This window comes from Dryocola clanedunensis (genome assembly GCF_038405435.1).
Taxonomy (GTDB): Bacteria; Pseudomonadota; Gammaproteobacteria; order Enterobacterales; family Enterobacteriaceae; genus Dryocola; species Dryocola clanedunensis_A.
In genome coordinates this window covers 351,069-373,851 of sequence record NZ_JBBYHZ010000003.1, presented here as the reverse complement: position 1 = coordinate 373,851, position 22,783 = coordinate 351,069, and the positions used below count along the sequence as shown (strand labels likewise).

General features: G+C 54.8%; 18 protein-coding genes. 11 read left to right on the top strand and 7 right to left on the bottom strand.

The genetic code is table 11. The features are described from left to right. Positions 1-3 precede the first annotated feature (3 nt). Together AAE045_RS09305 and rlmKL are read right to left on the bottom strand one after the other, a co-directional pair. The gene (locus AAE045_RS09305) at positions 4-1,911 is read right to left on the bottom strand and encodes an ABC transporter ATP-binding protein (RefSeq protein WP_455547464.1); all 1,908 of its coding nucleotides are present in this window, start codon (positions 1,909-1,911) and stop codon (positions 4-6) included. Positions 1,912-1,916: 5 nt separating this feature from the next. Beyond that, positions 1,917-4,034: a bifunctional 23S rRNA (guanine(2069)-N(7))-methyltransferase RlmK/23S rRNA (guanine(2445)-N(2))-methyltransferase RlmL gene (rlmKL, locus tag AAE045_RS09300; RefSeq protein ID WP_455547463.1), complete on the bottom strand. Its 2,118-nt coding sequence runs from the start codon at positions 4,032-4,034 to the stop codon at positions 1,917-1,919. Between the two features lie 151 nt (positions 4,035-4,185). Here rlmKL and AAE045_RS09295 point away from each other — a divergent pair, with 151 nt between their 5' ends. Then, positions 4,186-5,256 carry a YcbX family protein gene (locus tag AAE045_RS09295; protein ID WP_455547669.1) on the top strand — a complete coding sequence of 357 codons (1,071 nt, stop codon included), beginning with the start codon at positions 4,186-4,188 and terminating at the stop codon, positions 5,254-5,256. On the opposite strand, the gene AAE045_RS09290 is transcribed toward AAE045_RS09295, so the two are convergent. Together AAE045_RS09290 and pyrD are read right to left on the bottom strand one after the other, a co-directional pair. Then, entirely contained in the window at positions 5,253-5,795 is a 543-nt protein-coding gene (locus AAE045_RS09290; RefSeq protein ID WP_455547462.1) for a cell division protein ZapC, read from the bottom strand. The two genes, AAE045_RS09295 and AAE045_RS09290, sit on opposite strands and share 4 nt — an antisense overlap. Positions 5,796-5,954: 159 nt before the next feature. Beyond that, entirely contained in the window at positions 5,955-6,965 is a 1,011-nt protein-coding gene (gene pyrD / locus AAE045_RS09285) for a quinone-dependent dihydroorotate dehydrogenase (protein ID WP_455547461.1), read from the bottom strand. Between the two features lie 247 nt (positions 6,966-7,212). Between pyrD and ssuE the strand changes: the two genes are divergently transcribed. The 5 genes from ssuE to ssuB are packed head-to-tail and all read left to right on the top strand — an operon-like array spanning position 7,213 to position 11,468. Continuing rightward, the gene (ssuE, locus tag AAE045_RS09280; protein ID WP_455427621.1) at positions 7,213-7,788 is read left to right on the top strand and encodes an NAD(P)H-dependent FMN reductase; all 576 of its coding nucleotides are present in this window, start codon (positions 7,213-7,215) and stop codon (positions 7,786-7,788) included. Then, complete coding sequence (locus AAE045_RS09275; protein ID WP_455547460.1) at positions 7,781-8,758, top strand: aliphatic sulfonate ABC transporter substrate-binding protein; 978 nt, start codon at positions 7,781-7,783, stop codon at positions 8,756-8,758. Before ssuE ends, AAE045_RS09275 begins: the two co-directional genes overlap by 8 nt. After that, positions 8,755-9,900, top strand: a complete 1,146-nt coding sequence (ssuD, locus tag AAE045_RS09270; RefSeq protein ID WP_455547459.1) for an FMNH2-dependent alkanesulfonate monooxygenase — start codon at positions 8,755-8,757, stop codon at positions 9,898-9,900. The genes AAE045_RS09275 and ssuD overlap by 4 nt, the downstream gene beginning before the upstream one ends. Positions 9,901-9,909: 9 nt before the next feature. After that, a complete protein-coding gene (gene ssuC / locus AAE045_RS09265) occupies positions 9,910-10,701 on the top strand; it encodes an aliphatic sulfonate ABC transporter permease SsuC (protein ID WP_455547458.1) in 792 nt (263 codons plus the stop codon). Further along, entirely contained in the window at positions 10,698-11,468 is a 771-nt protein-coding gene (gene ssuB / locus AAE045_RS09260) for an aliphatic sulfonates ABC transporter ATP-binding protein (RefSeq protein WP_455547457.1), read from the top strand. Before ssuC ends, ssuB begins: the two co-directional genes overlap by 4 nt. A gap of 85 nt (positions 11,469-11,553) precedes the next feature. Here ssuB and pepN read toward each other — a convergent pair whose 3' ends face one another. Then, positions 11,554-14,166: an aminopeptidase N gene (gene pepN, locus AAE045_RS09255; protein WP_455547456.1), complete on the bottom strand. Its 2,613-nt coding sequence runs from the start codon at positions 14,164-14,166 to the stop codon at positions 11,554-11,556. A 489-nt stretch (positions 14,167-14,655) separates the two neighbouring features. Between pepN and AAE045_RS09250 the strand changes: the two genes are divergently transcribed. From AAE045_RS09250 to AAE045_RS09230, 5 genes are all read left to right on the top strand, one after another. Then, the gene (locus AAE045_RS09250) at positions 14,656-15,048 is read left to right on the top strand and encodes an anti-adapter protein IraM (RefSeq protein ID WP_455547455.1); all 393 of its coding nucleotides are present in this window, start codon (positions 14,656-14,658) and stop codon (positions 15,046-15,048) included. Positions 15,049-15,413: 365 nt separating this feature from the next. Next, on the top strand, positions 15,414-16,616 hold the full coding sequence (pncB, locus tag AAE045_RS09245; RefSeq protein WP_455547454.1) for a nicotinate phosphoribosyltransferase: 1,203 nt from the start codon (positions 15,414-15,416) through the stop codon (positions 16,614-16,616). A 175-nt stretch (positions 16,617-16,791) separates the two neighbouring features. Further along, entirely contained in the window at positions 16,792-18,192 is a 1,401-nt protein-coding gene (gene asnS / locus AAE045_RS09240; RefSeq protein ID WP_455547453.1) for an asparagine--tRNA ligase, read from the top strand. Positions 18,193-18,791: 599 nt separating this feature from the next. Then, positions 18,792-19,865, top strand: a complete 1,074-nt coding sequence (ompF, locus tag AAE045_RS09235) for a porin OmpF (protein ID WP_455547452.1) — start codon at positions 18,792-18,794, stop codon at positions 19,863-19,865. A 188-nt stretch (positions 19,866-20,053) separates the two neighbouring features. Next, entirely contained in the window at positions 20,054-21,244 is a 1,191-nt protein-coding gene (locus AAE045_RS09230) for an amino acid aminotransferase (protein WP_455547451.1), read from the top strand. Positions 21,245-21,376: 132 nt separating this feature from the next. Here AAE045_RS09230 and AAE045_RS09225 read toward each other — a convergent pair whose 3' ends face one another. Together AAE045_RS09225 and AAE045_RS09220 are read right to left on the bottom strand one after the other, a co-directional pair. Next, positions 21,377-22,024: an MBL fold metallo-hydrolase gene (locus tag AAE045_RS09225; RefSeq protein WP_455547450.1), complete on the bottom strand. Its 648-nt coding sequence runs from the start codon at positions 22,022-22,024 to the stop codon at positions 21,377-21,379. A 40-nt stretch (positions 22,025-22,064) separates the two neighbouring features. Beyond that, positions 22,065-22,613 (bottom strand): YcbK family protein, encoded by a 549-nt coding sequence (locus AAE045_RS09220; protein ID WP_202302637.1) that lies wholly within the window; start codon positions 22,611-22,613, stop codon positions 22,065-22,067. Positions 22,614-22,783 lie beyond the last annotated feature (170 nt).

Genomic DNA, 22,783 nt, shown 5'->3' with positions numbered 1-22,783 from the left:
AATTTACGCGCCGTTTTTCAGAGACTCGAGGTACTCCCAGCGTTCGAAAGCGTCTTCCAGTGCTTTCTCAGCCGTGGCCAGTTCGCTCAAAACTTTTTGCGTTGCGTCATGCGGTTGGTTAAAGAACTCGGGATCGCCGACTTTCGCCTGCAGCTCGCCCAGCTCCGCCTCAAGTTGTTCAAGACGTTGAGGTAGCTGCTCCAGTTCACGCTGCAGGTTATAGCTTAGTTTGCTATTGCCGCGTTTTACAGCATCTGGCTTTGCAGGCTCGCTCTTTTGTTGCTTATCCTGAGCGGGCTCACGCAACGAACGGGCCGAGCCCTGCTGGCCTTTCGCATCGTGATAGCCACCGACGTAGCGGCCGATGCGTCCTTCCCCTTCGAAGATCCAGCATTCGGTGACGGTGTTATCCACGAACTGACGGTCGTGGCTGACCAGCATCACGGTGCCCTGGTAGCCGTCGATCAGCTCCTCAAGCAATTCGAGCGTTTCGACATCCAGGTCGTTCGTCGGTTCATCGAGAATCAGCAGATTGCTTGGCTTTAGGAATAATCTCGCTAATAACAGGCGGTTACGCTCCCCGCCGGACAAAGCACGCACCGGCGTCATGGCGCGCTTAGGGTGGAACAGGAAGTCCTGCAGATAGCCAAGAACGTGGCGCGGCTTGCCGTTCACCATCACTTCCTGTTTACCTTCGGCCAGGTTATCCATTACGGTGCGATCCGGGTCAAGCTCGGCGCGGTGCTGGTCAAAGTACGCGACTTCCAGCTTCGTTCCGCAGTGCACGCGGCCGCTGTCGGCTTCCAGCTGGCTGAGCATCAGCTTCAGCAGGGTGGTTTTGCCGCAGCCGTTCGGGCCAACCAGCGCGATTTTATCGCTGCGCTGTACCTGGGCGGAGAAATCTTTAACCAGCACCTTACCGGCCACCTGGTAGCAGACATCTTCCATCTCAAAGACGATCTTGCCTGAACGGGCCGCTTCTTCGACCTGCATTTTGGCGCTGCCCAGCACTTCACGGCGCTCGCCACGCTCACGGCGCATGGCTTTCAGCGCGCGAACACGGCCTTCGTTACGCGTGCGGCGCGCTTTGATGCCCTGACGGATCCACACTTCTTCCTGAGCAAGCTTGCGGTCGAACTCTGCGTTTTGCAGATCTTCCACGCGCAGCGCTTCTTCCTTCGCCAGCAGGTACTGGTCGTAGTCGCCAGGATAAGAAACCAGCTTGCCGCGATCCAGATCGACAATACGCGTTGCCATATTGCGGATAAACGAACGGTCGTGGGAGATGAAGATAATGCTGCCCTGGAACTCTTTCAGGAAGCCTTCCAGCCAGTCGATGGTTTCGATGTCCAGGTGGTTCGTTGGCTCATCAAGCAGCAGAACGCGAGGCGAACTGACCAGCGCACGGCCCAGCGCCGCTTTACGCAGCCAGCCGCCGGAAAGCGCAGACAGCTCGGTGTCCGCATCCAGGCCAAGCTGTTCGAGCACTTCGTTAATACGGCTGTCCAGCTGCCAGAGGTTCTGGTGATCCAGAATCTCCTGGATGCGGGCCATTTCGTTAAGGTTCCTGTCGCTGGGATCGGTCATGACCTTGTGCGAGATATCGTGATAGGCCTTCAGATATTCAGCCTGCTCCTCTACCCCTTCAGCAACGAAGTCATAAACGGTGCCCGCAACGTTACGCGGCGGATCCTGCTGCAGACGTGCAACAATCAGATCCTGTTCGTACACCATGCGGCCGTCGTCCAGCGGTACCTCACGGTTAAGAATTTTCATCAGCGTCGACTTACCGGCGCCGTTACGGCCTACCAGACAAACGCGTTCGTTTTCTTCGATGTGCAGTTCTGTGTTATCTAACAGCGGCGCGTCGCTGAACGACAGCCAGGCACCGTGCATACTAATTAATGACATTAAAATTAATCCTTGGCCTGATGGGTAACAAGCCAGCAGTTATGAATCTGGCGATTACGGGCGAAGTCCTGCGACAGGGTTTTCTGTGTAATTTCCTGCGCTTCCAGACCCAGTTTTGCAAGCCCGTCAAAGTCCATTTTGAAGCCACGTTTATTGTTGGAGAACATGACAGTGCCCCCGCGACGCAGCAGGCGCTTGAGATCGCGCATCAGGTCGATGTGATCGCGCTGCACGTCAAAAGACTCTTCCATGCGTTTTGAGTTAGAGAACGTCGGCGGATCGATAAAGATCAGGTCGAACTGTTCGTCGGTTTCAGCAAGCCAGCCCAGGCAGTCGGCCTGAATCAGGCGGTGATCGCGACCGGTCAGCCCGTTAAGGCGCAGGTTGCGTTCAGCCCACTCGAGATACGTACGCGACATATCCACCGTGGTTGTGGTTTTCGCCCCGCCCAGACCCGCATGCACCGTGGCGCTGCCGGTATAGGCAAACAGATTGAGGAAGTCTTTGCCCTTGCTCATTTTGCCCAGCATATGGCGGGCAATACGGTGATCCAGGAACAGACCGGTATCCAGGTAATCCGTGAGGTTGACCCACAGACGCGCGTTGTATTCACCGACTTCCATGAAGTCGCCCTTCTCGCCCATTTTCTGATACTGGCTCTTGCCTTTCTGGCGTTCGCGAGTTTTGAGGATCAGACGGTTAGAGGGCAGTTCCAGCACGGACAGAGTAGCCGCAATAACGTCAAACAGACGCTGGCGAGCTTTATTGGCATCTACAGTTTTAGGCGGCGCATATTCCTGAACCACAACCCAGTCGCCATAGCGGTCTACGGCGACGTTGTAGTCTGGCAAATCCGCATCATAAACGCGATAGCATTCTATGCCTTCCTGGCGCGCCCACTTATCGAGCTTCTTAATGTTTTTGCGCAGGCGGTTGGCGTAGTCTTCTGCCAGACCGCTGCTAACCGCGCCGGAGGTGTTCTCGGCCAGCTGATAGTTTTTCTGCACGCAGTCCAGCGGGCCATTTTTCGCCTTGAACTGGCGGTCAGCTCGCAGCTGGAGGCAGCTCAGCAGCTCCGGGGATGCGCTGAACAAAGAGAGGTTCCAGCCGCCAAAGTGTGCCTTCATGTTGCGGCCCAGCAGGCTATGCAGCGCAATCAGCGCAGGTTCGCTGTCCAGGCGCTCGCCGTACGGCGGGTTGCTGACTACGGTTCCCGTAGGGCCTTCCGGCAGCGGATTAGTCAGTTTGGCAACGTCTTTGACTTCAAAACTAATGAGATCGGCAAGCCCGGCACGGCGGGCGTTTGCGCGAGCGCGCTCAATGACGCGGGAATCATTATCAGATCCAAAGAAGCGAGAGGCGTAGTCGCCAAGACCTTTGCGAGCGCGGACCTGGGCTTCGGTAGTCACCTCTTTCCACAGCTCAACGTCGTGTTTTGCCCAGCCCAGGAAGCCCCAGTGTTTACGGTGCAGGCCCGGCGCACGGTCGGTGGCTATCATCGCTGCTTCAATCAGCAGCGTGCCGGAACCGCACATAGGGTCCAGCAGCGGGGTGCCCTGCACCCAGCCAGAACGCATCACGATGGCCGAAGCCAGCGTTTCTTTTATAGGCGCCGCACCGGTGGCGTCACGGTAGCCGCGCTGGTGCAGGCCTTCGCCGCTTAAATCCAGCGCGATGCTGGCAGTGTCTTTATTCAGCCAGACGTTGATTCGCAGATCCGGCTGCTCGCGGTCGACGTTCGGGCGCGGCAAATTTTTACGGGTAAAGGAGTCAACGATCGCATCTTTTACCTTTAGCGCGCCGTACTGGCTGTTACGAATAGTTTCGTTCAGGCCGCTGAAGTGGACGGCAAAAGTCGCGTCCGGGCCAAAAATAGCTGGCCAGTCGATCACCTGCACGCCCAGGTATAAATCCAGGTCGCTGTAGACCTTACATTCGCTCAGCGGCAGCAGGATGCGGGACGCCAGGCGGCTCCACATCAGGCTCTGGTAGACCAGACGATCGTCACCCTGGTAATGTACGCCGCCCTGAACTACCTGGCAGCCCTGCGCGCCGAGGCCTTCCAGTTCAGTTTTTAACAGCTCTTCGAGCCCACGCGCCGTACTGGCAAACAGAGAATTCATATCGTCACTTATTGGTCAGAAAAAGAAAATAGTGGCGCATTATAGCTAATCCGCACCGCATGTCATAAAGTTGCCCTTCTTTATTGTAGATCCCCGCATGGAGGCTTTCGTGATTAGCTTATCCCAACTCTATATTCATCCGGTTAAATCCATGCGTGGGCTGGCTTTATCCCACGCGCAGCTGGCCACCAGCGGCCTGGCCTTTGACCGTATCTTTATGATCACCGAACCGGATGGCACCTTTATTACGGCGCGTCAGTATCCGCAAATGGTGCTGTTTACGCCGGCAATTCAGCATGACGGGCTGTACATCAGCGCGCCGGACGGCAGCTCGGCGGCGATCCGCTTTGCTGACTTCCTGCCTACTCCTGCCGCAACGGAAGTGTGGGGCAATCATTTCACCGCGCTTATCGCCCCGGAAGAAATTAACAGCTGGCTCAGCGGCTTTTTCTCACGCCCGGTACAGCTGCGTTGGGTGGGCGAAGAGCCAACGCGCCGTGTAAAACGTTTCGAAGAGGTCCCGCTCTCTTTTGCCGATGGCTTCCCCTTCCTGTTAACCAGTGAAGCTTCGCTGCGCGACCTGCAGAATCGCTGCCCGGCCAGCGTCAAAATGATCCAGTTCCGACCAAATTTAGTCGTCACCGGTGCCGAGGCGTGGGCCGAAGATAGCTGGCAGATCGTGCGCATCGGTGGCGTAACCTTCGACGTTGCAAAGCCGTGCAGCCGCTGCATTTTTACCACCGTAAGCCCGGAGCGCGGCCGCAGGCATCCGAGCGGCGAACCGCTCAGGACGCTGCAAAGTTTCCGCACCGCCCAGGACAATGGCGACGTTGATTTCGGCCTGAATCTCATCGCCCGCAGCAGCGGAGTTATTCGCGTCGGCGATGAGCTGGAAGTGCTGGCAAGCAAGCCGGCCAGGGTTTATGGGCCAGGCGCGGTAGACGAAGAGAGTGAACCGGTCGAGCAGCAGGAAAGCAGGGTGACAATTGGCTGGCAGGGGCAAAGCTTCAGCGGCAATAACCAGCAGATTTTGCTCGAGCAGCTCGAAAAACAGGGCATTCGCATTCCCTATTCCTGCCGGGCAGGCATCTGCGGGAGCTGTCGGATTCGCTTAGTCGAAGGGGAAGTTCAGGCGCTGAAGAAAACGGCCACCGGGGAAGACGGCACTATTCTATGCTGTAGCTGCGTACCGGCTGGAGACGTGAAGCTGGAAAAGATTTAAACGGCCTGATCGAGACTGAGGCTGTTGCCGGACGGCAGCGGTCTTAGTCTGTCATTCATTACTTTTATAGCATCGCCAAGCTGCATGGTACGCCCGGCAAGCTGTAGACCTGGCTGGGCCAGCAGACACAGCGCGGCGTTATCGCCAGTTTCCACGACCAACAGATTCACCTGCTGCATATCTTCGCTCATCCAGACGCAGGCTGCATCGCCGGGTAACGGCTGCCAGCACTCTCCATGGGAGACAAAGTGCCAGCTTTTTGGCATCTGTGGTTTAAGGTAGCGAATCGCCACCAGCGCATTTAAGACCAGTTCGGCGCGCTGCTCTTTGCTGACATCCAGGTCGCGACATTTCTCATCAAAGGAGAAAAACAGCGCCGCGTCATCAACGCAAAAGCCTGCATTTTCAAATGCATCCGGGGTTAACATCTTGCGCGGGAAACGAGAGCGGAAAATCATACCATTGGCCAAATCGAGCATCATACGATCGTGCTCTTCATCGAAATACCAACGCCAGTTATCGTCCGGTTTTATCCGCATAATGACTTACCCTTTTGTCTTTTCCGCAAACTTAAAACATCCTTATCGCCGCCTGATTAACAGCCCTATAATAAAAGACTAATATGTATAATTAAGCAACACCCACGGAATATAAAACAACCAGGGCTGAAAATAAAGCCCTGGTTGTCCGTAAATGCCTTACAGGTGCTTAAGGATTTCTTTAATCAGCGGTGGGCCTTTAAATATGAAACCGGAATAAATCTGAATAAGTGAGGCACCTGCCGCCATTTTTTCACGCGCGGCAATCACCGAATCAATACCGCCGACGCCAATAATGGGTAAACGACCATTTAATTCTTGCGACAGACGTCGAATAATTTCTGTACTTTTAAGCTGCACCGGACGACCGCTCAGGCCTCCCGTTTCGTCACAATGCTTCATGCCCAGCACAAGGCTGCGGTCTAAAGTTGTGTTGGTCGCAATGACCCCATCGATATTATGGCGAACCAGACTGTCGGCTACCTGGATCAATTCTTCCTCAGAAAGATCCGGAGCGATCTTAACGGCGATCGGAACATATTTATGATGCAATTCCTGGAGCGCCTGCTGCTTAATTTTGATCGCGCCAAGAAGATCGTCTAACGCTTCGCCGTATTGCAGCGAACGTAATCCCGGAGTATTCGGAGAAGAGATATTGATCGCAATATAACCGGCATACGGATAAATTTTATCCATGCAGATCAAATAATCATCTTTCCCCTGCTCCACCGGAGTGTCTTTATTCTTACCGATATTGATCCCGAGCACGCCGTCGAAGTGGGCCTTTTTAACGTTCTCGACCAGGTTATCAACGCCCAGGTTATTAAAGCCCATGCGGTTAATAAGCCCCTCGGCTTCTACCAGACGAAAGATGCGCGGCTTGTCATTGCCGGGCTGCGGACGAGGCGTAACGGTACCAATCTCAATGGAACCAAAGCCCATCGCGCCAAAGGCGTCAATGCACTCCCCGTTTTTATCCAGACCCGCGGCTAAACCAAGCGGGTTCTTGAAAGTCAGCCCCATGCAGGTTACCGGCTTAGACGGCACGTTTTGACGCACCAGCCATTCAAGCGGCGTACCTGTTACACGACGTAATTGCTGAAATGTCACTTCATGAGCGCGCTCTGGGTCGAGCGTGAATAGGGCTTTACGAACGAAGGGGTAGTACATGAACTCTCCTGGATTCCGGTGTGCAAACCGGGGCCGTATTATTATCGATTACGGCGGTGAATGGAATTGACCTGCAACAAAAAAGCCCGAATCCACGCAATCGTTTTCTCTTCCCTCCTCTTCTTATGCGTTTTTTAGCAATTGTTAACCAGATTAATCATTTAAATGAATAACGCGCCTCTGCCACTATCCTTCCAATTGTTATCAAAGTTAACAGTAAGCAAACAAAAGGTTATAAGGAGCTAAGATGCGTGTGATTACTCTCGCCGGAAGCCCTCGCTTTCCGTCCCGCTCCAGCGCGCTGCTGGAATACGCTCGTGAAAAACTCAGCGCGCTTGATATAGAGGTGTGCCACTGGCATCTGCAAAATTTTGCGCCGGAAGATCTTCTCTATGCCCGCTTTGACAGCCCGGCCCTGAAAACGCTGGTTGAACAGCTGGAGGGCGCGGACGGCCTGATCATTGCTACCCCCGTCTATAAGGCTTCCTTTGCCGGAGCGTTAAAAACGCTGCTCGACCTGCTGCCTGAACGTGCGCTGGAGAAGAAAATAGTCCTGCCGCTGGCTACCGGCGGCACCGTCGCCCATATGCTGGCGGTGGATTACGCTCTGAAACCCGTGCTCAACGCGCTGAAGGCTCAGGAGATCCTGCACGGCGTCTTTGCCGACGACAGCCAGATCGCCGACTACCAGCACAAGCCCGCTTTTACCCCGAATCTGCAACAGCGGCTGGATACGGCGCTGGAAACCTTCTGGCAGGCCCTGCACCGCAGGGACTTCTCTGTCGCCTCACCTTTTATTCAGCAAGGAGCCGCCTATGTTTAACCTGCTCAAACGAAATGCCCCCTGGTTAGCCTTCGCTGGCTTGCTCAGCCTGAGCGGAACGGTCAGCGCCGCGCCGTCAGCGCCCGACCAGCTGCGTATCGGCTATCAGAAAGGGTCGGTCAGCATGGTACTGGCGAAAAGCCATCAGTTTCTGGAGCAGCGTTACCCGCAAACGAAATTTTCGTGGATCGAGTTTCCGGCGGGACCGCAGCTGCTGGAGGCCCTGAACGTGGGCAGCGTCGATTTGGGCAGCACCGGGGATATTCCGCCGATCTTTGCCCAGGCCGCCGGGGCGGATTTAGTGTACGTAGGTTCCGAACCCGCCAAGCCGAAAGCCGAAGTGATTCTGGTTCCGGAGAACAGCCCGCTGAAAACCGTTGGCGATCTTAAAGGGCATAAAGTTGCCTTCCAGAAAGGTTCCAGTTCGCACAACCTGGTCCTGCGCGCCCTGCAGAAAGCCGGGCTTAAATTTACCGATATCCAGCCTGCTTATCTGTCTCCTGCCGACGCCCGCGCCGCGTTCCAGCAGGGTAATGTTGATGCCTGGGCTATCTGGGACCCCTACTACTCTGCTGCGCTGCTGAACGGCGGCGTGCGGGTTCTGACGGACGGCAGCGAACTTAATCAGACAGGATCGTTCTATCTTGCTTCGCGTCCTTACGCCGAAAAGAACGGAGAGTTTCTGCAGGGCGTGCTGAAAACGTTCAGCGACGCCGACGATCTGACCCGAACGCAGCGCGCCGAAAGCGTGACCTTACTTGCCAGAACCATGGGCCTGCCGGAGCCGGTGATCGCCACCTATTTTGACCATCGTCCGCCGACCGACATCACGCCGGTCAGCGCAGAGACCGCAGAAAAGCAGCAGAAGACCGCCGATCTTTTCTACGACAACCACTTAGTGCCGAAAAAAGTCGATATTCGCACCCGCATCTGGCAGCCGACCGGCACCGCAAAAGGAGATAAATCATGAGCCTCAACCTCTTCTGGTTCTTACCTACCCACGGCGACGGGCACTATTTAGGCAGCAACGATGCCGCCCGCGCCACCGACCACGGCTACTTACAGCAGATAGCCCAGGCGGCGGACAGAATTGGTTTTACCGGCGTGCTGATCCCGACGGGCCGCTCGTGTGAAGATGCCTGGCTCGTGGCCGCCTCCATGATCCCCGTCACCCAGCGGCTGAAGTTCCTTGTGGCGCTGCGCCCGAGCGTAGTTTCCCCTACGGTTGCAGCCCGCCAGGCAGCGACCCTGGACAGGCTTTCCAACGGCCGCGCGCTGTTTAACCTGGTCACGGGAAGCGATCCGGAGGAGCTTGCTGGCGACGGTGTGTTCCTTGACCATACCGAACGTTACGAGGCCTCGGCGGAGTTTACCCACGTCTGGCGTCGCGTGCTGGAAGGCGAAACGGTCGATTACGAAGGTAAACACATTCAGGTCAAAGGAGCGAAGCTGCTCTTCCCGCCGGTGCAGCAGCCGCGCCCGCCGCTTTACTTCGGCGGTTCGTCGGATGTGGCACAGGATCTGGCGGCAGAACAGGTTGATCTTTACCTGACATGGGGCGAGCCGCCGCATCTGGTGAAAGAGAAAATCGAGCAGGTGCGCGCCAAAGCCGCCGCGCTTGGCCGCACGGTGCGGTTCGGGATCCGCCTGCACGTGATTGTGCGTGAAACCAATGAAGAAGCCTGGCAGGCCGCAGACCGCCTGATCTCCCAGCTCGATGATGCCACCATCGCCAAAGCCCAGGCTGCGTTTGCGCGTACCGACTCGGTCGGCCAGCATCGTATGGCAGCCCTTCACGGCGGCAAGCGCGACAAACTTGAAATCAGCCCTAATCTGTGGGCGGGGGTTGGCCTGGTTCGTGGCGGTGCCGGAACGGCGCTGGTAGGCGATGGGCCCACCGTTGCCGCCCGTATCAACGAGTACGCCGCGCTGGGCATCGATAGCTTTATCTTCTCCGGCTATCCGCATCTTGAGGAGGCGTATCGCGTGGGCGAACTGCTTTTCCCCCACCTGGATGTCGCTATTCCCGAGATCCCGCAGCCGCGCCAGCACCGCGAGAAAGGTGAAGTCGTCGCCAACGACTTTATTCCCCGCAAAGTGGCGCAGAGCTAAGGAGCTCCCATGACCAACAGCACCCGTAAACTCTTGCATCGGCTTGCCCCATGGGCGCTGCCGGTGGTGATTGTGGCTGTCTGGCAGCTGGCGTCCGTGACCGGCTGGCTGTCTACACGCATCCTGCCCTCACCGGAGGGCGTGGTGATTGCGTTCTGGAGCCTGTCTTCGAGCGGCGAGCTGTGGCAGCACCTGGCGATAAGTTCGTGGCGCGCCGCCATCGGCTTCAGCATCGGCGGATCCTTAGGCCTGATCCTGGGCCTCATCAGCGGCCTGTCCCGCTGGGGCGAACGCCTGCTGGATACGTTAATTCAGATGCTGCGTAACGTGCCGCACCTGGCGCTGATCCCGCTGGTGATCCTGTGGTTCGGGATCGACGAAAGCGCGAAGATCTTCCTCGTGGCGCTCGGCACGCTGTTCCCGATTTACATCAACACCTGGCACGGCATCAGAAATATTGATCAAGGACTGCTGGAGATGGCCCGCAGCTACGGTCTTTCCGGGTTTAGCCTGTTCGCCCAGGTGATCCTGCCCGGCGCCCTGCCCTCGATCATGGTTGGGGTGCGCTTCGCCCTCGGCCTGATGTGGCTGACGCTGATAGTGGCGGAAACGATCTCTGCGAACTCCGGCATTGGCTACCTGGCGATGAACGCCCGTGAATTCCTGCAAACCGACGTGGTGGTGGTTGCCATTATTCTTTACGCCCTGCTCGGCAAACTGGCTGACGTCAGCGCACAGCTGCTGGAACGCGTCTGGCTGCGCTGGCATCCGGCCTACCAGATCAAAGAGGAAAGCATATGAATACCGCACGCATTAATCAGGGTACGCCTTTGCTGCTCGACGGCGTGACCAAACGCTACGGCGATAAAACAATCCTGAACGAGCTGGCATTGCATATTCCTGCCGGGCAGTTTGTTGCGGTCGTCGGACGCAGCGGCGGCGGCAAAAGCACGCTGCTGCGGCTGCTGGCGGGGCTTGAAAACCCGAATGCCGGATCGCTGCTGGCGGGCAACGCCCCCCTGCGTGAAAGCCAGGACGATACTCGCATGATGTTCCAGGACGCCCGCCTGCTGCCGTGGAAATCAGTGATCGATAACGTCGGCCTGGGCCTGAAGGGAAACTGGCGAGATGCGGCGTTTCGCGCGCTTGAAGCTGTCGGGCTGGAAAGCCGGGCTGAAGAGTGGCCGGCCGCACTTTCAGGAGGTCAAAAGCAGCGGGTTGCTCTGGCGCGAGCGTTAATCCATCGCCCCGGCCTGCTGCTGCTGGACGAGCCGCTTGGCGCGCTTGATGCCCTGACGCGCATTGAGATGCAGGAGCTGATCGTTTCGCTGTGGCAGGAACACGGCTTTACCGTGCTGCTGGTAACGCACGACGTCAGCGAAGCCGTGGCAATGGCCGACCGGGTGCTGTTGATTGAGGATGGCAGGATTGGCCTGGATTTAACGGTGGATTTGCCGAGGCCGCGCCGTCTGGGATCGGTGAGGCTGGCGGAGCTGGAGTCGCAGGTGCTGGACCGGGTCATGCAGCGAAAAACAGAAGAACCGGCGCGCGCGGTGCGCACCGGTTAGCTTATTGTCGGGTGACGCTACGCTTACCCGACCTACGTAATTCGGAACGTAGGGTGGATAAGCGTCATCTCCCTTCCAGTGGCTATTACGCCAGCGCCTTGCTGATTTTCTCGAACAGATCGCCGGACAAATTATCCAGGCCTTTCAGCTGCTCAAGCGCCGCACGCATCATCTCCTGACGTTTTGCATCGTAACGGTTCAGACGGATCAGCGGTTCGATCAGGCGAGAAGCCACCTGTGGGTTACGGCGGTTCAGCTCGCTGAGCATCTCCACCATAAACTGATAGCCGCTGCCATCGACCGCATGGAACGCCGCCGGGTTGCCCGCCGCAAACGCGCCAATCAGGGAACGGATGCGGTTCGGGTTGCCGAGGCTGAATGAACGGTGATTAAGCAGCTCGCGCACTTTCGCCAGCGTATTTGCCGCCGGGCTGGTCGCCTGCAGCACGAACCACTTGTCCATCACCAGTCCGTCCTGGTGCCACTTCTCGTCATACTGCGCCATCAGCTCTTCACGACATGGTAGCTGGGCGGCCGACGCTGCGGAAAGCGCCGCGATGGCGTCAGTCATGTTATCAGCCGTTTCATAGTGGGCGCGTACCAGCTGCTCGGCCAGCTCTGTCTCACCGTAGGCCAGGAAGCGCAGGCAGGTGTTGCGCAGGGCGCGTTTGCCAATATCAGCATGCTCAACGCGATACGCATCCAGCCTGTTGGCGTTATAAATCGCCAGGAACTCGTCCGCCAGCTCGCTCGCCAGCGTGCGGGTCAGGGCTTCGTACACTTCCGCGATGGCAATTGGGTCGATTTTCTGGAACAGCTCGGCGATTTCGTTCTGGGACGGCAGCGTCAGAATTTCTGCCGCCAGCGCCGGATCGATCTTCTCATCAAGCAGAATGGCGCGGAACGCATCCGCTACGTGCAGCGGCAGCGACAGCGGCTGTTTCTGCTGGCTGCGGTTGACGTTGATCTTGATATAGGTTGCCAGCAGGCTTTGCGCCGCGTCCCAGCGGGAGAAATCATTGCGCGCGTGGCGCATCAGGAACGTCAGCTGCTGGTCGCTCCATTTATATTCCAGCTTAACCGGCGCTGAAAATTCACGCAGCAGCGAAGGTACCGGCTGGAAGTAAACGTTATCAAAGACAAACGTTTGTTCAGCCTGCGTCACGTTCAGCACGTGGTGAACGGGGTGCCCGCCCTTCTGTAGCGGAATGACTTTGCCTTCGTTGTCATACAGTTCGATGTCGAACGGAATGTGCAGCGGCTGTTTTTCCTGCTGCTCAGCCGTTGGCGGCGTCATCTGGCTGATGGTCAGGGTGTACTGCTCGGTTTCCGGATTGTAGTCGTCACGCACGGAAACAACCGGCGTGCCCGCCTGGCTGTACCAGCGGCGGAAGTGGGACAGGTCAACGTTGGAAGCATCTTCCATCGCCTGTACGAAATCATCGCAGGTCGCAGCGCTGCCGTCGTGGCGCTCAAAGTACAGCTGCATGCCTTTCTGGAAGTTTTCTTCACCCAGCAGCGTGTGCAGCATACGGATCACTTCTGAACCTTTCTCATACACCGTCAGGGTGTAGAAGTTGTTCATTTCAATGACTTTGTCCGGACGAATCGGGTGCGCCATCGGGCTTGCGTCTTCGGCAAACTGCAGCGCGCGCATGGTGCGGACGTTCTGGATGCGGTTAACCGCGCGTGAACCCAGATCGGAGCTGAACTCCTGATCGCGGAACACGGTCAGGCCCTCTTTCAGGCTCAGCTGGAACCAGTCGCGGCAGGTTACGCGGTTGCCGGTCCAGTTGTGGAAATATTCGTGACCGATAACGCGTTCGATATCGAGATAGTCTTTATCCGTTGCGGTTTCAGCGCGGGCCAGCACGTATTTGGAGTTAAAGACGTTGAGGCCTTTGTTCTCCATGGCGCCCATGTTGAAGAAGTCGACGGCGACAATCATATAGATGTCGAGGTCATACTCGAGGCCAAAGCGGGTTTCGTCCCACTTCATGGAGGCTTTCAGCGAGGTCATTGCCCAGCTGGCGCGTTCCAGGTTGCCACGGTCGACAAACAGCTCCAGCGCAACGTCACGGCCGGACCGGGTTTTGAAGCTGTCGCGCAGCACGTCGAAGTCGCCGGCTACCAGCGCGAACAGGTAGCAAGGTTTCGGGAACGGATCCTGCCACTGTACCCAGTGACGGCCATTTTCCAGCTCGCCTTCGGCAACGCGGTTACCGTTGGAAAGCAGGAAAGGATATTTGGTTTTATCTGCAATCAGTTTGGTAGTGAAGCGCGCGAGCACGTCCGGGCGGTCCAGATACCAGGTAATATGGCGGAAGCCTTCTGCCTCACACTGGGTGCAAAGCGCTTCGCCGGACTGATACAGCCCTTCCAGCGCGGTATTCGTCGCCGGGCTGATTTCATTGACGATAGTCAGCGTGAAGGTCTCTGGCAGCTGTTCAAGCACCAGCGTGCTCTCTTCCAGACGATAATTTTCCCAGGCCTGGCCGTTGACGTGAATACTGACCAGCGTCAGATCGCCGCCGTCGAGGCGTAAGGCAGCGTCCGCAGCGCCCTGGCGGCTGACTTTGCTGATGGCGGTGACCAGGGTTTTTGTGGCATCCAGGTCAAAGGTCAAATCGATGTCGCTAATCGTGTAATCCGGCGCACGGTAGTCGTGGCGGTATTTGGCTTGTGGCTGTTGTGTCATAAAAAACCTTATACATCGTCTGTGGCAAATACGTTATCAGGGAAGATCCTTAGAATAAGCCCTAAGACTAACGTTGAACAGGACGCTCGCTCCGGATGTGCCCATTTACTTCACAATAATCTTCGCGATGGGCAGCCAGCCCAGGTTTTAACCAGCGCAAAAAAGTAGCGGTTAACGAATGCGACCGATTTTGATTGCCGCTGGTAAATCTTAACGGCTGCGCCAGTCAATATTTAACCCCATGATCCATTCTCGCTCATGAAATAAATCGTTATTGATGCCCAATATTTAATCAGCGTGTAAACCACCCAACTTTGTCGCTAATTTTTAATTATTATAATTTCTGTTTAGATTTAATTTAAGGCACAAGAAAACGCTGCATAAATAATGCCCCTGGTTTGTAAGCTTTCTTCAGAAAACAAAAGTTTAGTAAGCAATAGAAATATTTTTAAATAACCATGGAAACATATATGTCAGGTGTTACTGTCAATGGCATGGGGTAAAGGGATTGATATTATTAATTATTTTGGAGAAGTTAATTTGATGGAATGGAAGATTAATCATACTCTTGCATGCCCAAAAACAGGGACTTCATTTGCTCAGATATCAAGCAGTAATCTCAGGCTCATTTTATGGTATCGGGGCGATTACTTTTTGCGGGAAGGAAATATTGTTGCCACCAGCCCCTTCGGAGTTATTGTCAACGACAGGATAACCGAAATTGAATTCATCCACGCTTTCCCTTTCACAATGCAACTCTGGGAGTCATTTAAAACAAATACGGATTGTCCCGGCAATCAGGACCCATTAATCACGAAGTGCAGTAAAAGGCCGCACTGTTTATTGCAAAACTGCCCTTACGGAGTAACGGCTAAAAACTAACCCGGATTCCCTTTTCCTTTATCCCATGTCCATTAACAAGCCCTACTGGACGGACCCGAAGGGCTATAAGGTACCCTCCGGATACGGGCTAAGGTGTAATTGCCGCATAAACATACGGCTCTCTTTATGGGCTTCATCAAAGCCTCAAAAGGTTTGATTGCGTGATATGTGCTTTTTTATTTCAAGGGGTTATGAGCTTTTATGCTACAACTTTATAACATGCGGCACGAAATGCCCTCGACCCGAAACGAGCCTTGTGTTGTGATCTGGCTTTAATAAACAGATAATCAGGGTATACTCCTGCGTCTTTATCTGCATTTACCCCATGATGGAAACGCTCCTGTGAGAGGATGCTGCAACGCGCCATGACACGATACGCTTCCCCGATTTTGCAAACGCTTCTGGATACTGACGCCTACAAGCTTCATATGCAGCAGGCGGTGTTTCACCGATATCATGACGTGAGCGTGGCGGCCGAGTTTCGCTGCCGCGGTGACGATCTGCTGGGTATCTATGCAGACGCTATCCGTCAACAGGTTGACCACATGCAACACCTCGCGCTCAGCGACGAGGAGTTTACCTGGCTTGAGGGGCTGCCCTTCTTTAAAGCAGACTACCTCGCCTGGCTACGTGATTTCCGCTATGACCCTTCCCAGGTTGTCATCACCAATAACGGTGGTCATCTCGACATTCGTCTGAGCGGACCCTGGCGTGAGGTCATCATGTGGGAAGTGCCCCTGCTGGCCGTCATCAGCGAAGTGGTGCATCAGCATCGCTCTCCTGTTGTCACGACGCAGATGGCCCTCGATCATCTTGAAAACAAACTGGCACAGTTCAACGAGCTGACAGCGGACATCGATATGTCTGCATTCCGCCTGATGGATTTCGGCACGCGTCGCCGCTTCTCGCGAGAAGTGCAGGAGGCGATTGCAGGTCGGCTGCAGCAGGAGCCATGGTTTATCGGCACCAGCAACTACGATCTGGCTCGCCGCCTGAACCTGACCCCGATGGGTACCCAGGCGCATGAATGGTTCCAGGCCCACCAGCAGATCAGCCCGGTTCTGGCAAACAGCCAGCGCGCGGCGCTTGAGGCCTGGCTGGAAGAATATCCCGATCGATTAGGCATCGCCCTAACCGACTGCATCACGATGGATGCTTTCCTGCGCGACTTTGACCTGGCCTTCGCCACCCGCTACCAGGGCCTGCGCCACGATTCCGGGGATCCGGTTGAGTGGGGTGAAAAAGCCATCGCCCACTATGAAAAGCTGGGCATTGACCCGATGAGTAAAGTGCTGGTCTTCTCAGATAATCTGGACTTAACGAAAGCGGTCGAACTTTATAAGCATTTCGCCGCCCGCGTGAATCTGAGCTTCGGCATTGGCACGCGCCTGACCTGCGATATCCCGCAGGTCAAACCGCTGAATATTGTTATCAAGCTGGTGGAGTGCAATGGCAAACCCGTTGCCAAGCTGTCTGACAGCCCGGGAAAAACCATCTGTCACGATAAAGCCTTCGTCCGCGCCCTGCGCAAAGCCTTCGATTTACCGCTGGTCAAAAAAGCCAGCTGATTCAAATAATACTCATGGGCCATATCATTACGGCCCGTGAGTTGCCCCGCTTTCCTTTATTTCTTCATGCGCAGTGCGATTTCTGCTTGTCTGATGGCGCGTGACAGGTAACATAGATATCCCCCAATTGTGGGTAACTTATTTTTGTCATTGACCATTTAATAGAGAGAAAACTATGAGCGTTGTGCCTGTAGCCGACGTACTCCAGGGCCGCGTTGCCGTTGACAGTGAAGTCACCGTGCGCGGGTGGGTGCGTACCCGAAGAGATTCAAAAGCTGGTATTTCCTTCCTCGCCGTCTACGACGGTTCCTGCTTCTCTCCTGTACAGGCCGTCATCAATAATTCTCTGCCTAATTACAATGAAGACGTTCTGCGCCTGACGACCGGCTGTTCCGTAGTGGTCACCGGTAAAGTAGTTGAATCTCTTGGTCAGGGCCAGAGCTTTGAAATTCAGGCTACTCAGGTTGAAGTGACCGGCTGGGTTGACGATCCGGACACCTACCCAATGGCGGCCAAACGCCACAGCATTGAATACCTGCGTGAAGTAGCCCACCTGCGCCCGCGCACCAACATGATTGGCGCTGTTGCCCGCGTTCGTCATACTCTTGCGCAGGCGCTGCACCGCTTCTTCCACGAAAACGGTTATTTCTGGGTTTCCACCCCGCTGATCACCGCTTCTGATACCGAAGGCGCCGGTGAGATGTTCCGCGTTTCCACGCTCGATATGGAAAACCTGCCGCGTACCGATGCGGGCAAAGTTGATTTCGATAAAGACTTCTTCGGCAAAGAAGCCTTCCTGACCGTGTCCGGTCAGCTGAACGGCGAAACTTACGCCTGTGCGCTTTCTAAGGTTTACACCTTCGGCCCAACCTTCCGTGCTGAAAACTCCAACACCAGCCGCCATCTGGCCGAGTTCTGGATGCTGGAGCCGGAAGTGGCGTTCGCAAATCTTGACGATGTGGCCGGCCTGGCTGAAGCCATGCTGAAGTATGTCTTCAAGGCGGTGCTGGACGAGCGCATGGACGACATGGAATTCTTCGCCGAGCGCGTGGATAAAGATGCCGTCGATCGTCTGCAACGCTTCATCAGCGCCGACTTCGCGCAGGTGGATTACACCGACGCAGTTGCCATCCTTGAGAAGTGCGGCCAGAAGTTCGAAAACCCGGTTTACTGGGGCGTAGATCTCTCCTCCGAGCATGAGCGCTACCTGGCAGAGCAGCACTTTAAGGCTCCGGTGGTCGTGAAAAACTATCCAAAAGATATCAAGGCGTTCTATATGCGCCTTAATGAAGACGGTAAAACCGTTGCGGCCATGGACGTGCTTGCGCCGGGCATCGGTGAAATCATCGGTGGTTCCCAGCGTGAAGAGCGTCTGGACGTGCTTGACGCCCGCATGGCTGAGATGGGTCTGAATAAAGAAGACTACTGGTGGTACCGCGATCTGCGTCGTTACGGCACCGTGCCACACTCCGGTTTCGGGCTTGGTTTCGAACGCCTGATTGCCTATGTCACCGGCGTACAAAACGTTCGCGATGTTATTCCATTCCCACGCACGCCGCGTAACGCCCAGTTCTGATTTTTTTCTTCTATTTCTAAGGCCAGCTTTGCTGGCCTTTTTTTTTAACCGCCGCCCGAAACTTGTTTTTCTTCAACAGAAGTTAAACAAATGTCAATTTCAACCCCCTCCGCGATCTTCAACGTTACCAACTGTGTCTATGACACACTCGCTCACAAAATAACCGTAACAAAGGTGATGATTTTCGCCGAAACCACTTGCTTAGCATAATTGTGCAAAAGATGCACAGATGTCTGGACATCCAAAATTCATGCTCAGAAATGCTAAAAAAATGTGAAATAGCGTTCTTTTTCTGGATTATGCAAATTAAACATAAGTAATTCATATATATATGCAAAGGAAAGCGATTTAACTCAGCAAACGAAGCGGAAATATGAGTTAGTTCACAAAGTTCCGTAAAATAAACATTTAGTTACACATATTTTCTTTTTGTAACTCAGTTACGATATTTGTAGCACTTTCAGGCTAGCGAAACGGTTTCATGAATGGAAAGATGCCTGACAGATACAGAAAGACACCAAACTCTCATCAATGGTTCCGTAAAGAATTATTGACGGCAGTGGCAGGTGTCACAAAAAAACCAATGAGGGTAATAAATAATGATGAAGCGCAACATTCTGGCAGTGGTTATCCCTGCTCTGCTGGTAGCCGGTGCAGCAAACGCTGCAGAAATCTATAACAAAGACGGCAACAAAGTTGATTTATACGGGAAAGCAGTAGGTCTGCACTATTTCTCCAAAGATAACGGCGATAACGCATACGCGGGTAACGGCGACAAAACTTACGCTCGTCTTGGTTTTAAAGGCGAAACTCAGATCAACGATCAGCTGACTGGTTACGGTCAGTGGGAATACAACTTCCAGGGTAACAACTCTGAAGGCGCCGACGCGCAGGCTGGTAACAAAACTCGTCTGGCATTTGCTGGTCTGAAGTTTGGTGACGCTGGCTCATTCGACTACGGTCGTAACTACGGTCTGGTATACGATGCAATCGGCGTAACCGATATGCTGCCAGAATTCGGTGGCGACACCAGCGGCAGCGACAACTTCTTCTCTGGCCGTACCGGCGGTCTGGCGACTTACCGTAACACCGACTTCTTCGGTCTGGTTGACGGCCTGAACTTCGGCGTTCAGTACCTGGGTAAAAACGAGCGTGCTGGTATCCCAACTCGTTCAAACGGCGACGGCTGGGCGACTTCTTTAAGCTATGACTTCGAAGGCTTCGGCATCGTTGGTGGTTACGGCGCAGCAGACCGTACCAACGCACAGCAGGCTCTGGCTCGTGGTACCGGTGATAAAGCTGAGCAGTGGGCAACCGGCCTGAAATATGATGCTAACAACATCTACCTGGCAGCCCTGTACGGCGAAACCCGTAACGCTACCGTTATCGACGGCGGCTATGCTAACAAAACTCAAGATTTCTCCATGGTTGCGCAGTACCAGTTCGATTTCGGTCTGCGTCCATCTATCGCTTATTACAAATCTAAAGCGAAAGATGTTGAAGGCGTAGGCAGCGAAGACTTCATCAACTACGTTGAAGTTGGCGCGACTTACTACTTCAACAAGAACATGTCGGTCTATGCTGATTACATCATCAACCAGATCGATGGCGACAACAAACTGGGCGTGGGTTCTGATGACACCACCGCAGTGGGTATCGTTTACCAGTTCTAATTATTCGACAACTTGTTTGCTGAATATAAGAAAAACAGGGCTTAGGCCCTGTTTTTTTATGCCTGCTAAGTGAAAAGAACCAAGTTGTGAAGTGGGTAGTTTCTTTTTGTAGCAAACGGTTGGCAATTGTGAAAACAGCAGTTAACCTGAGTACGTTTGTCCCTTCGAAATCACAATGGAACCTCGTCATGTTTGAGAACATTACCGCTGCCCCAGCCGATCCAATTCTTGGTTTGGCCGACCTGTTTCGTGCCGACGACCGCCCAACCAAAATTAACCTCGGCATTGGGGTTTATAAGGATGAAACCGGCAAAACGCCGGTGTTGACCAGCGTTAAAAAAGCCGAAGCCTATCTGCTGGAAAATGAAAATACCAAAAACTACCTTGGTATTGACGGTATCCCGGAGTTTGGCCGCTGCACCCAGGAACTGCTGTTTGGCAAAGGTAATGCAATCAGCGAAGCTAAGCGTGCCCGCACGGCGCAAACCCCCGGCGGCACTGGCGCACTGCGCGTGGCGGCTGATTTCCTTGCGAAGAACACCTCAGCAAAACGCGTCTGGGTAAGCAACCCAAGCTGGCCAAACCACAAAAGCGTGTTTAATTCCGCCGGTCTGGAAGTTGTCGAATACGCTTACTATGATGCAGAAAATCACTCGCTGGACTTTGACGGACTGGTGAACAGTCTGCAAGCTGCGCAGGCAGGTGACGTGGTGCTGTTCCATGGCTGCTGCCATAACCCAACCGGTATCGATCCTACGCTTGAGCAGTGGCAGACGCTCGCTAATATGTCACAGGAAAAAGGCTGGCTGCCGCTGTTTGACTTCGCCTACCAGGGCTTTGCCCGTGGTCTGGAAGAAGATGCTGAAGGCCTGCGCGTTTTCGCGGCAACGCATCAAGAACTGATTGTCGCCAGCTCCTACTCCAAGAACTTCGGCCTCTACAACGAGCGCGTCGGCGCCTGTACTCTGGTTGCCGCTGATGCGGACACCGTAGACCGTGCGTTCAGCCAGATGAAGTCTGTTATTCGCGCAAACTACTCTAACCCACCGGCGCACGGTGCTTCTGTAGTAGCAACAATCCTGAGTAATGACGCGCTGCGCGCCATCTGGGAACAAGAGCTGACCGATATGCGTCAGCGTATTCACCGCATGCGCCAGCTGTTTGTGAATACCCTGCAGGAGAAAGGCGCGAACCGCGACTTCAGCTTTATCATCAACCAGAACGGCATGTTCTCGTTCAGCGGTCTGACGAAAGAGCAGGTGCTGCGTCTGCGTGAAGAGTTTGGCGTTTACGCCGTGGCTTCCGGTCGCGTTAACGTGGCGGGGATGACCCCGGACAACATGGCGCCGCTGTGCGAAGCCATCGTTGCCGTACTGTAAGCAGGGCATAAAAAAGAGCCGCTTTTGCGGCTCTCATATTTCCTCGTAGGTCGGATAAGCGTAGCGTCATCCGGCACATCGATAGTCAACGGTGGATGGCGCCTGCGCTTATCCACCGTACTTCTTTTTGTTTTACCAGACCGGTAATTCATCCTGCAAAAAAGGGTTATGCAGGCGCTCATAGCCGAGCGTTGAAAGCGGGCCGTGGCCGGGGATAAAGGTTACGTCATCCCCCAGCGGCAGGAGCTTGCGTTTGATCGAGTCGATCAGCGCCGCATGATCCCCCTGCGGGAAGTCGCTACGCCCTACTCCACCTTTGAAAATCACATCACCTGAAATCAGCAGGCTCGCTTTATCATCAAAGAAGACGATGTGGCCCGGCGTGTGGCCAGGGCAATGCAATACCTGAAGAGTAATATTACCAACCGATACGGTATTCCCTTCGTTCAGCCAGCGGTCCGGCGTCAGCGGCAGGCATTCGTCCAGGCCAAACATCCGGCTCTGTGCGGGCAATCCCTGCAGCCAGAATTCGTCGGTTTTTTCCGGCCCGACAATCGGCACGCCATAATGCTCAGCCAGTTCGGCCGCAGCGCCCACATGATCCAGATGTCCGTGGGTTAGCAGGATCTGGCTGACGGTCACACCTTTATCCGCAACTTCCTGCTTAATTTTGTCTGCCTGGCCGCCCGGATCCACCAGCGCCGCCTGAAGGGTTTCTTCACACCACAGCAAAGAACAGTTCTGAGCAAAAGCGGTGACCGGAATAATGTGATAATTCATGCTGCTCCATTACCGGCTACTACCGCCGGATTCCGTAGTTTTACCAGTGCCTTAGCGGCCCGGTATCAATATGCACAAAGTTGCTTCGCGGGTAGTATCCTACACCACCTGCGCGCATAGATAATGCTGCTTTGCGTACATTGCTTAACGAAATCCCTTCAATATGGAAATCCATGGCCTGGCCTTTGGTGTGATAGCTTTTTTTTGCCACACCGCGGCTGTGGGCGCGCAGCTCATTGTTGGTATCTAAGGAGCGGTAGCCGGAGACAAGCTGAACGGGCTTATTGGTGCCCAGCAGGCCCTGCAGGCGATAGAGCTGGTCGAATAATTTGGGATCGATGGACTTAATTTTATTCGCGCGATAGTCGCGGAAGAAGTGATTAAGTCGAGCTAATTCATCCTGAATATAGCCTCTGCCATCGAAGAACTCGGCTTTTAGCGACTCACCGGTATGGAGATTGTTGAGTGTTAAAATGCGCGGGCGCGGTGTCGAGAGGGTTGCAAACGCCTGCGTTGGTAACAGCGCGGCGCCGAGGGCTACGCTGCCTAACGCCAGCAGCTTGCGGCGATTAGCGTCAAATTTGTCCATGATATCCAGGTCTACAGGTCAATAACGGTCGAATAATATGCACTTTGGGCGCACTGCCACGCACCTTAACTGCCAAAGAACGGGGAGTCAAGGCACAGCAAAACCCAGGAAAACCGGGCCCTGCAGAGGGCCCGACTGAGTATTACCACTCTTCCGACAACTAATTCATT

Bases quoted from the DNA above. Each gene is read 5' to 3' on its own strand.
- AAE045_RS09305 (WP_455547464.1), bottom strand. From the start codon at position 1,911: ATGTCATTAATTAGTATGCACGGTGCCTGGCTGTCGTTCAGCGACGCG.
- rlmKL (WP_455547463.1), bottom strand. From the start codon at position 4,034: ATGAATTCTCTGTTTGCCAGTACGGCGCGTGGGCTCGAAGAGCTGTTA.
- AAE045_RS09295 (WP_455547669.1), top strand. From the start codon at position 4,186: ATGCGTGGGCTGGCTTTATCCCACGCGCAGCTGGCCACCAGCGGCCTG.
- AAE045_RS09290 (WP_455547462.1), bottom strand. From the start codon at position 5,795: ATGCGGATAAAACCGGACGATAACTGGCGTTGGTATTTCGATGAAGAG.
- pyrD (WP_455547461.1), bottom strand. From the start codon at position 6,965: ATGTACTACCCCTTCGTTCGTAAAGCCCTATTCACGCTCGACCCAGAG.
- ssuE (WP_455427621.1), top strand. From the start codon at position 7,213: ATGCGTGTGATTACTCTCGCCGGAAGCCCTCGCTTTCCGTCCCGCTCC.
- AAE045_RS09275 (WP_455547460.1), top strand. From the start codon at position 7,781: ATGTTTAACCTGCTCAAACGAAATGCCCCCTGGTTAGCCTTCGCTGGC.
- ssuD (WP_455547459.1), top strand. From the start codon at position 8,755: ATGAGCCTCAACCTCTTCTGGTTCTTACCTACCCACGGCGACGGGCAC.
- ssuC (WP_455547458.1), top strand. From the start codon at position 9,910: ATGACCAACAGCACCCGTAAACTCTTGCATCGGCTTGCCCCATGGGCG.
- ssuB (WP_455547457.1), top strand. From the start codon at position 10,698: ATGAATACCGCACGCATTAATCAGGGTACGCCTTTGCTGCTCGACGGC.
- pepN (WP_455547456.1), bottom strand. From the start codon at position 14,166: ATGACACAACAGCCACAAGCCAAATACCGCCACGACTACCGTGCGCCG.
- AAE045_RS09250 (WP_455547455.1), top strand. From the start codon at position 14,656: ATGGCATGGGGTAAAGGGATTGATATTATTAATTATTTTGGAGAAGTT.
- pncB (WP_455547454.1), top strand. From the start codon at position 15,414: ATGACACGATACGCTTCCCCGATTTTGCAAACGCTTCTGGATACTGAC.
- asnS (WP_455547453.1), top strand. From the start codon at position 16,792: ATGAGCGTTGTGCCTGTAGCCGACGTACTCCAGGGCCGCGTTGCCGTT.
- ompF (WP_455547452.1), top strand. From the start codon at position 18,792: ATGATGAAGCGCAACATTCTGGCAGTGGTTATCCCTGCTCTGCTGGTA.
- AAE045_RS09230 (WP_455547451.1), top strand. From the start codon at position 20,054: ATGTTTGAGAACATTACCGCTGCCCCAGCCGATCCAATTCTTGGTTTG.
- AAE045_RS09225 (WP_455547450.1), bottom strand. From the start codon at position 22,024: ATGAATTATCACATTATTCCGGTCACCGCTTTTGCTCAGAACTGTTCT.
- AAE045_RS09220 (WP_202302637.1), bottom strand. From the start codon at position 22,613: ATGGACAAATTTGACGCTAATCGCCGCAAGCTGCTGGCGTTAGGCAGC.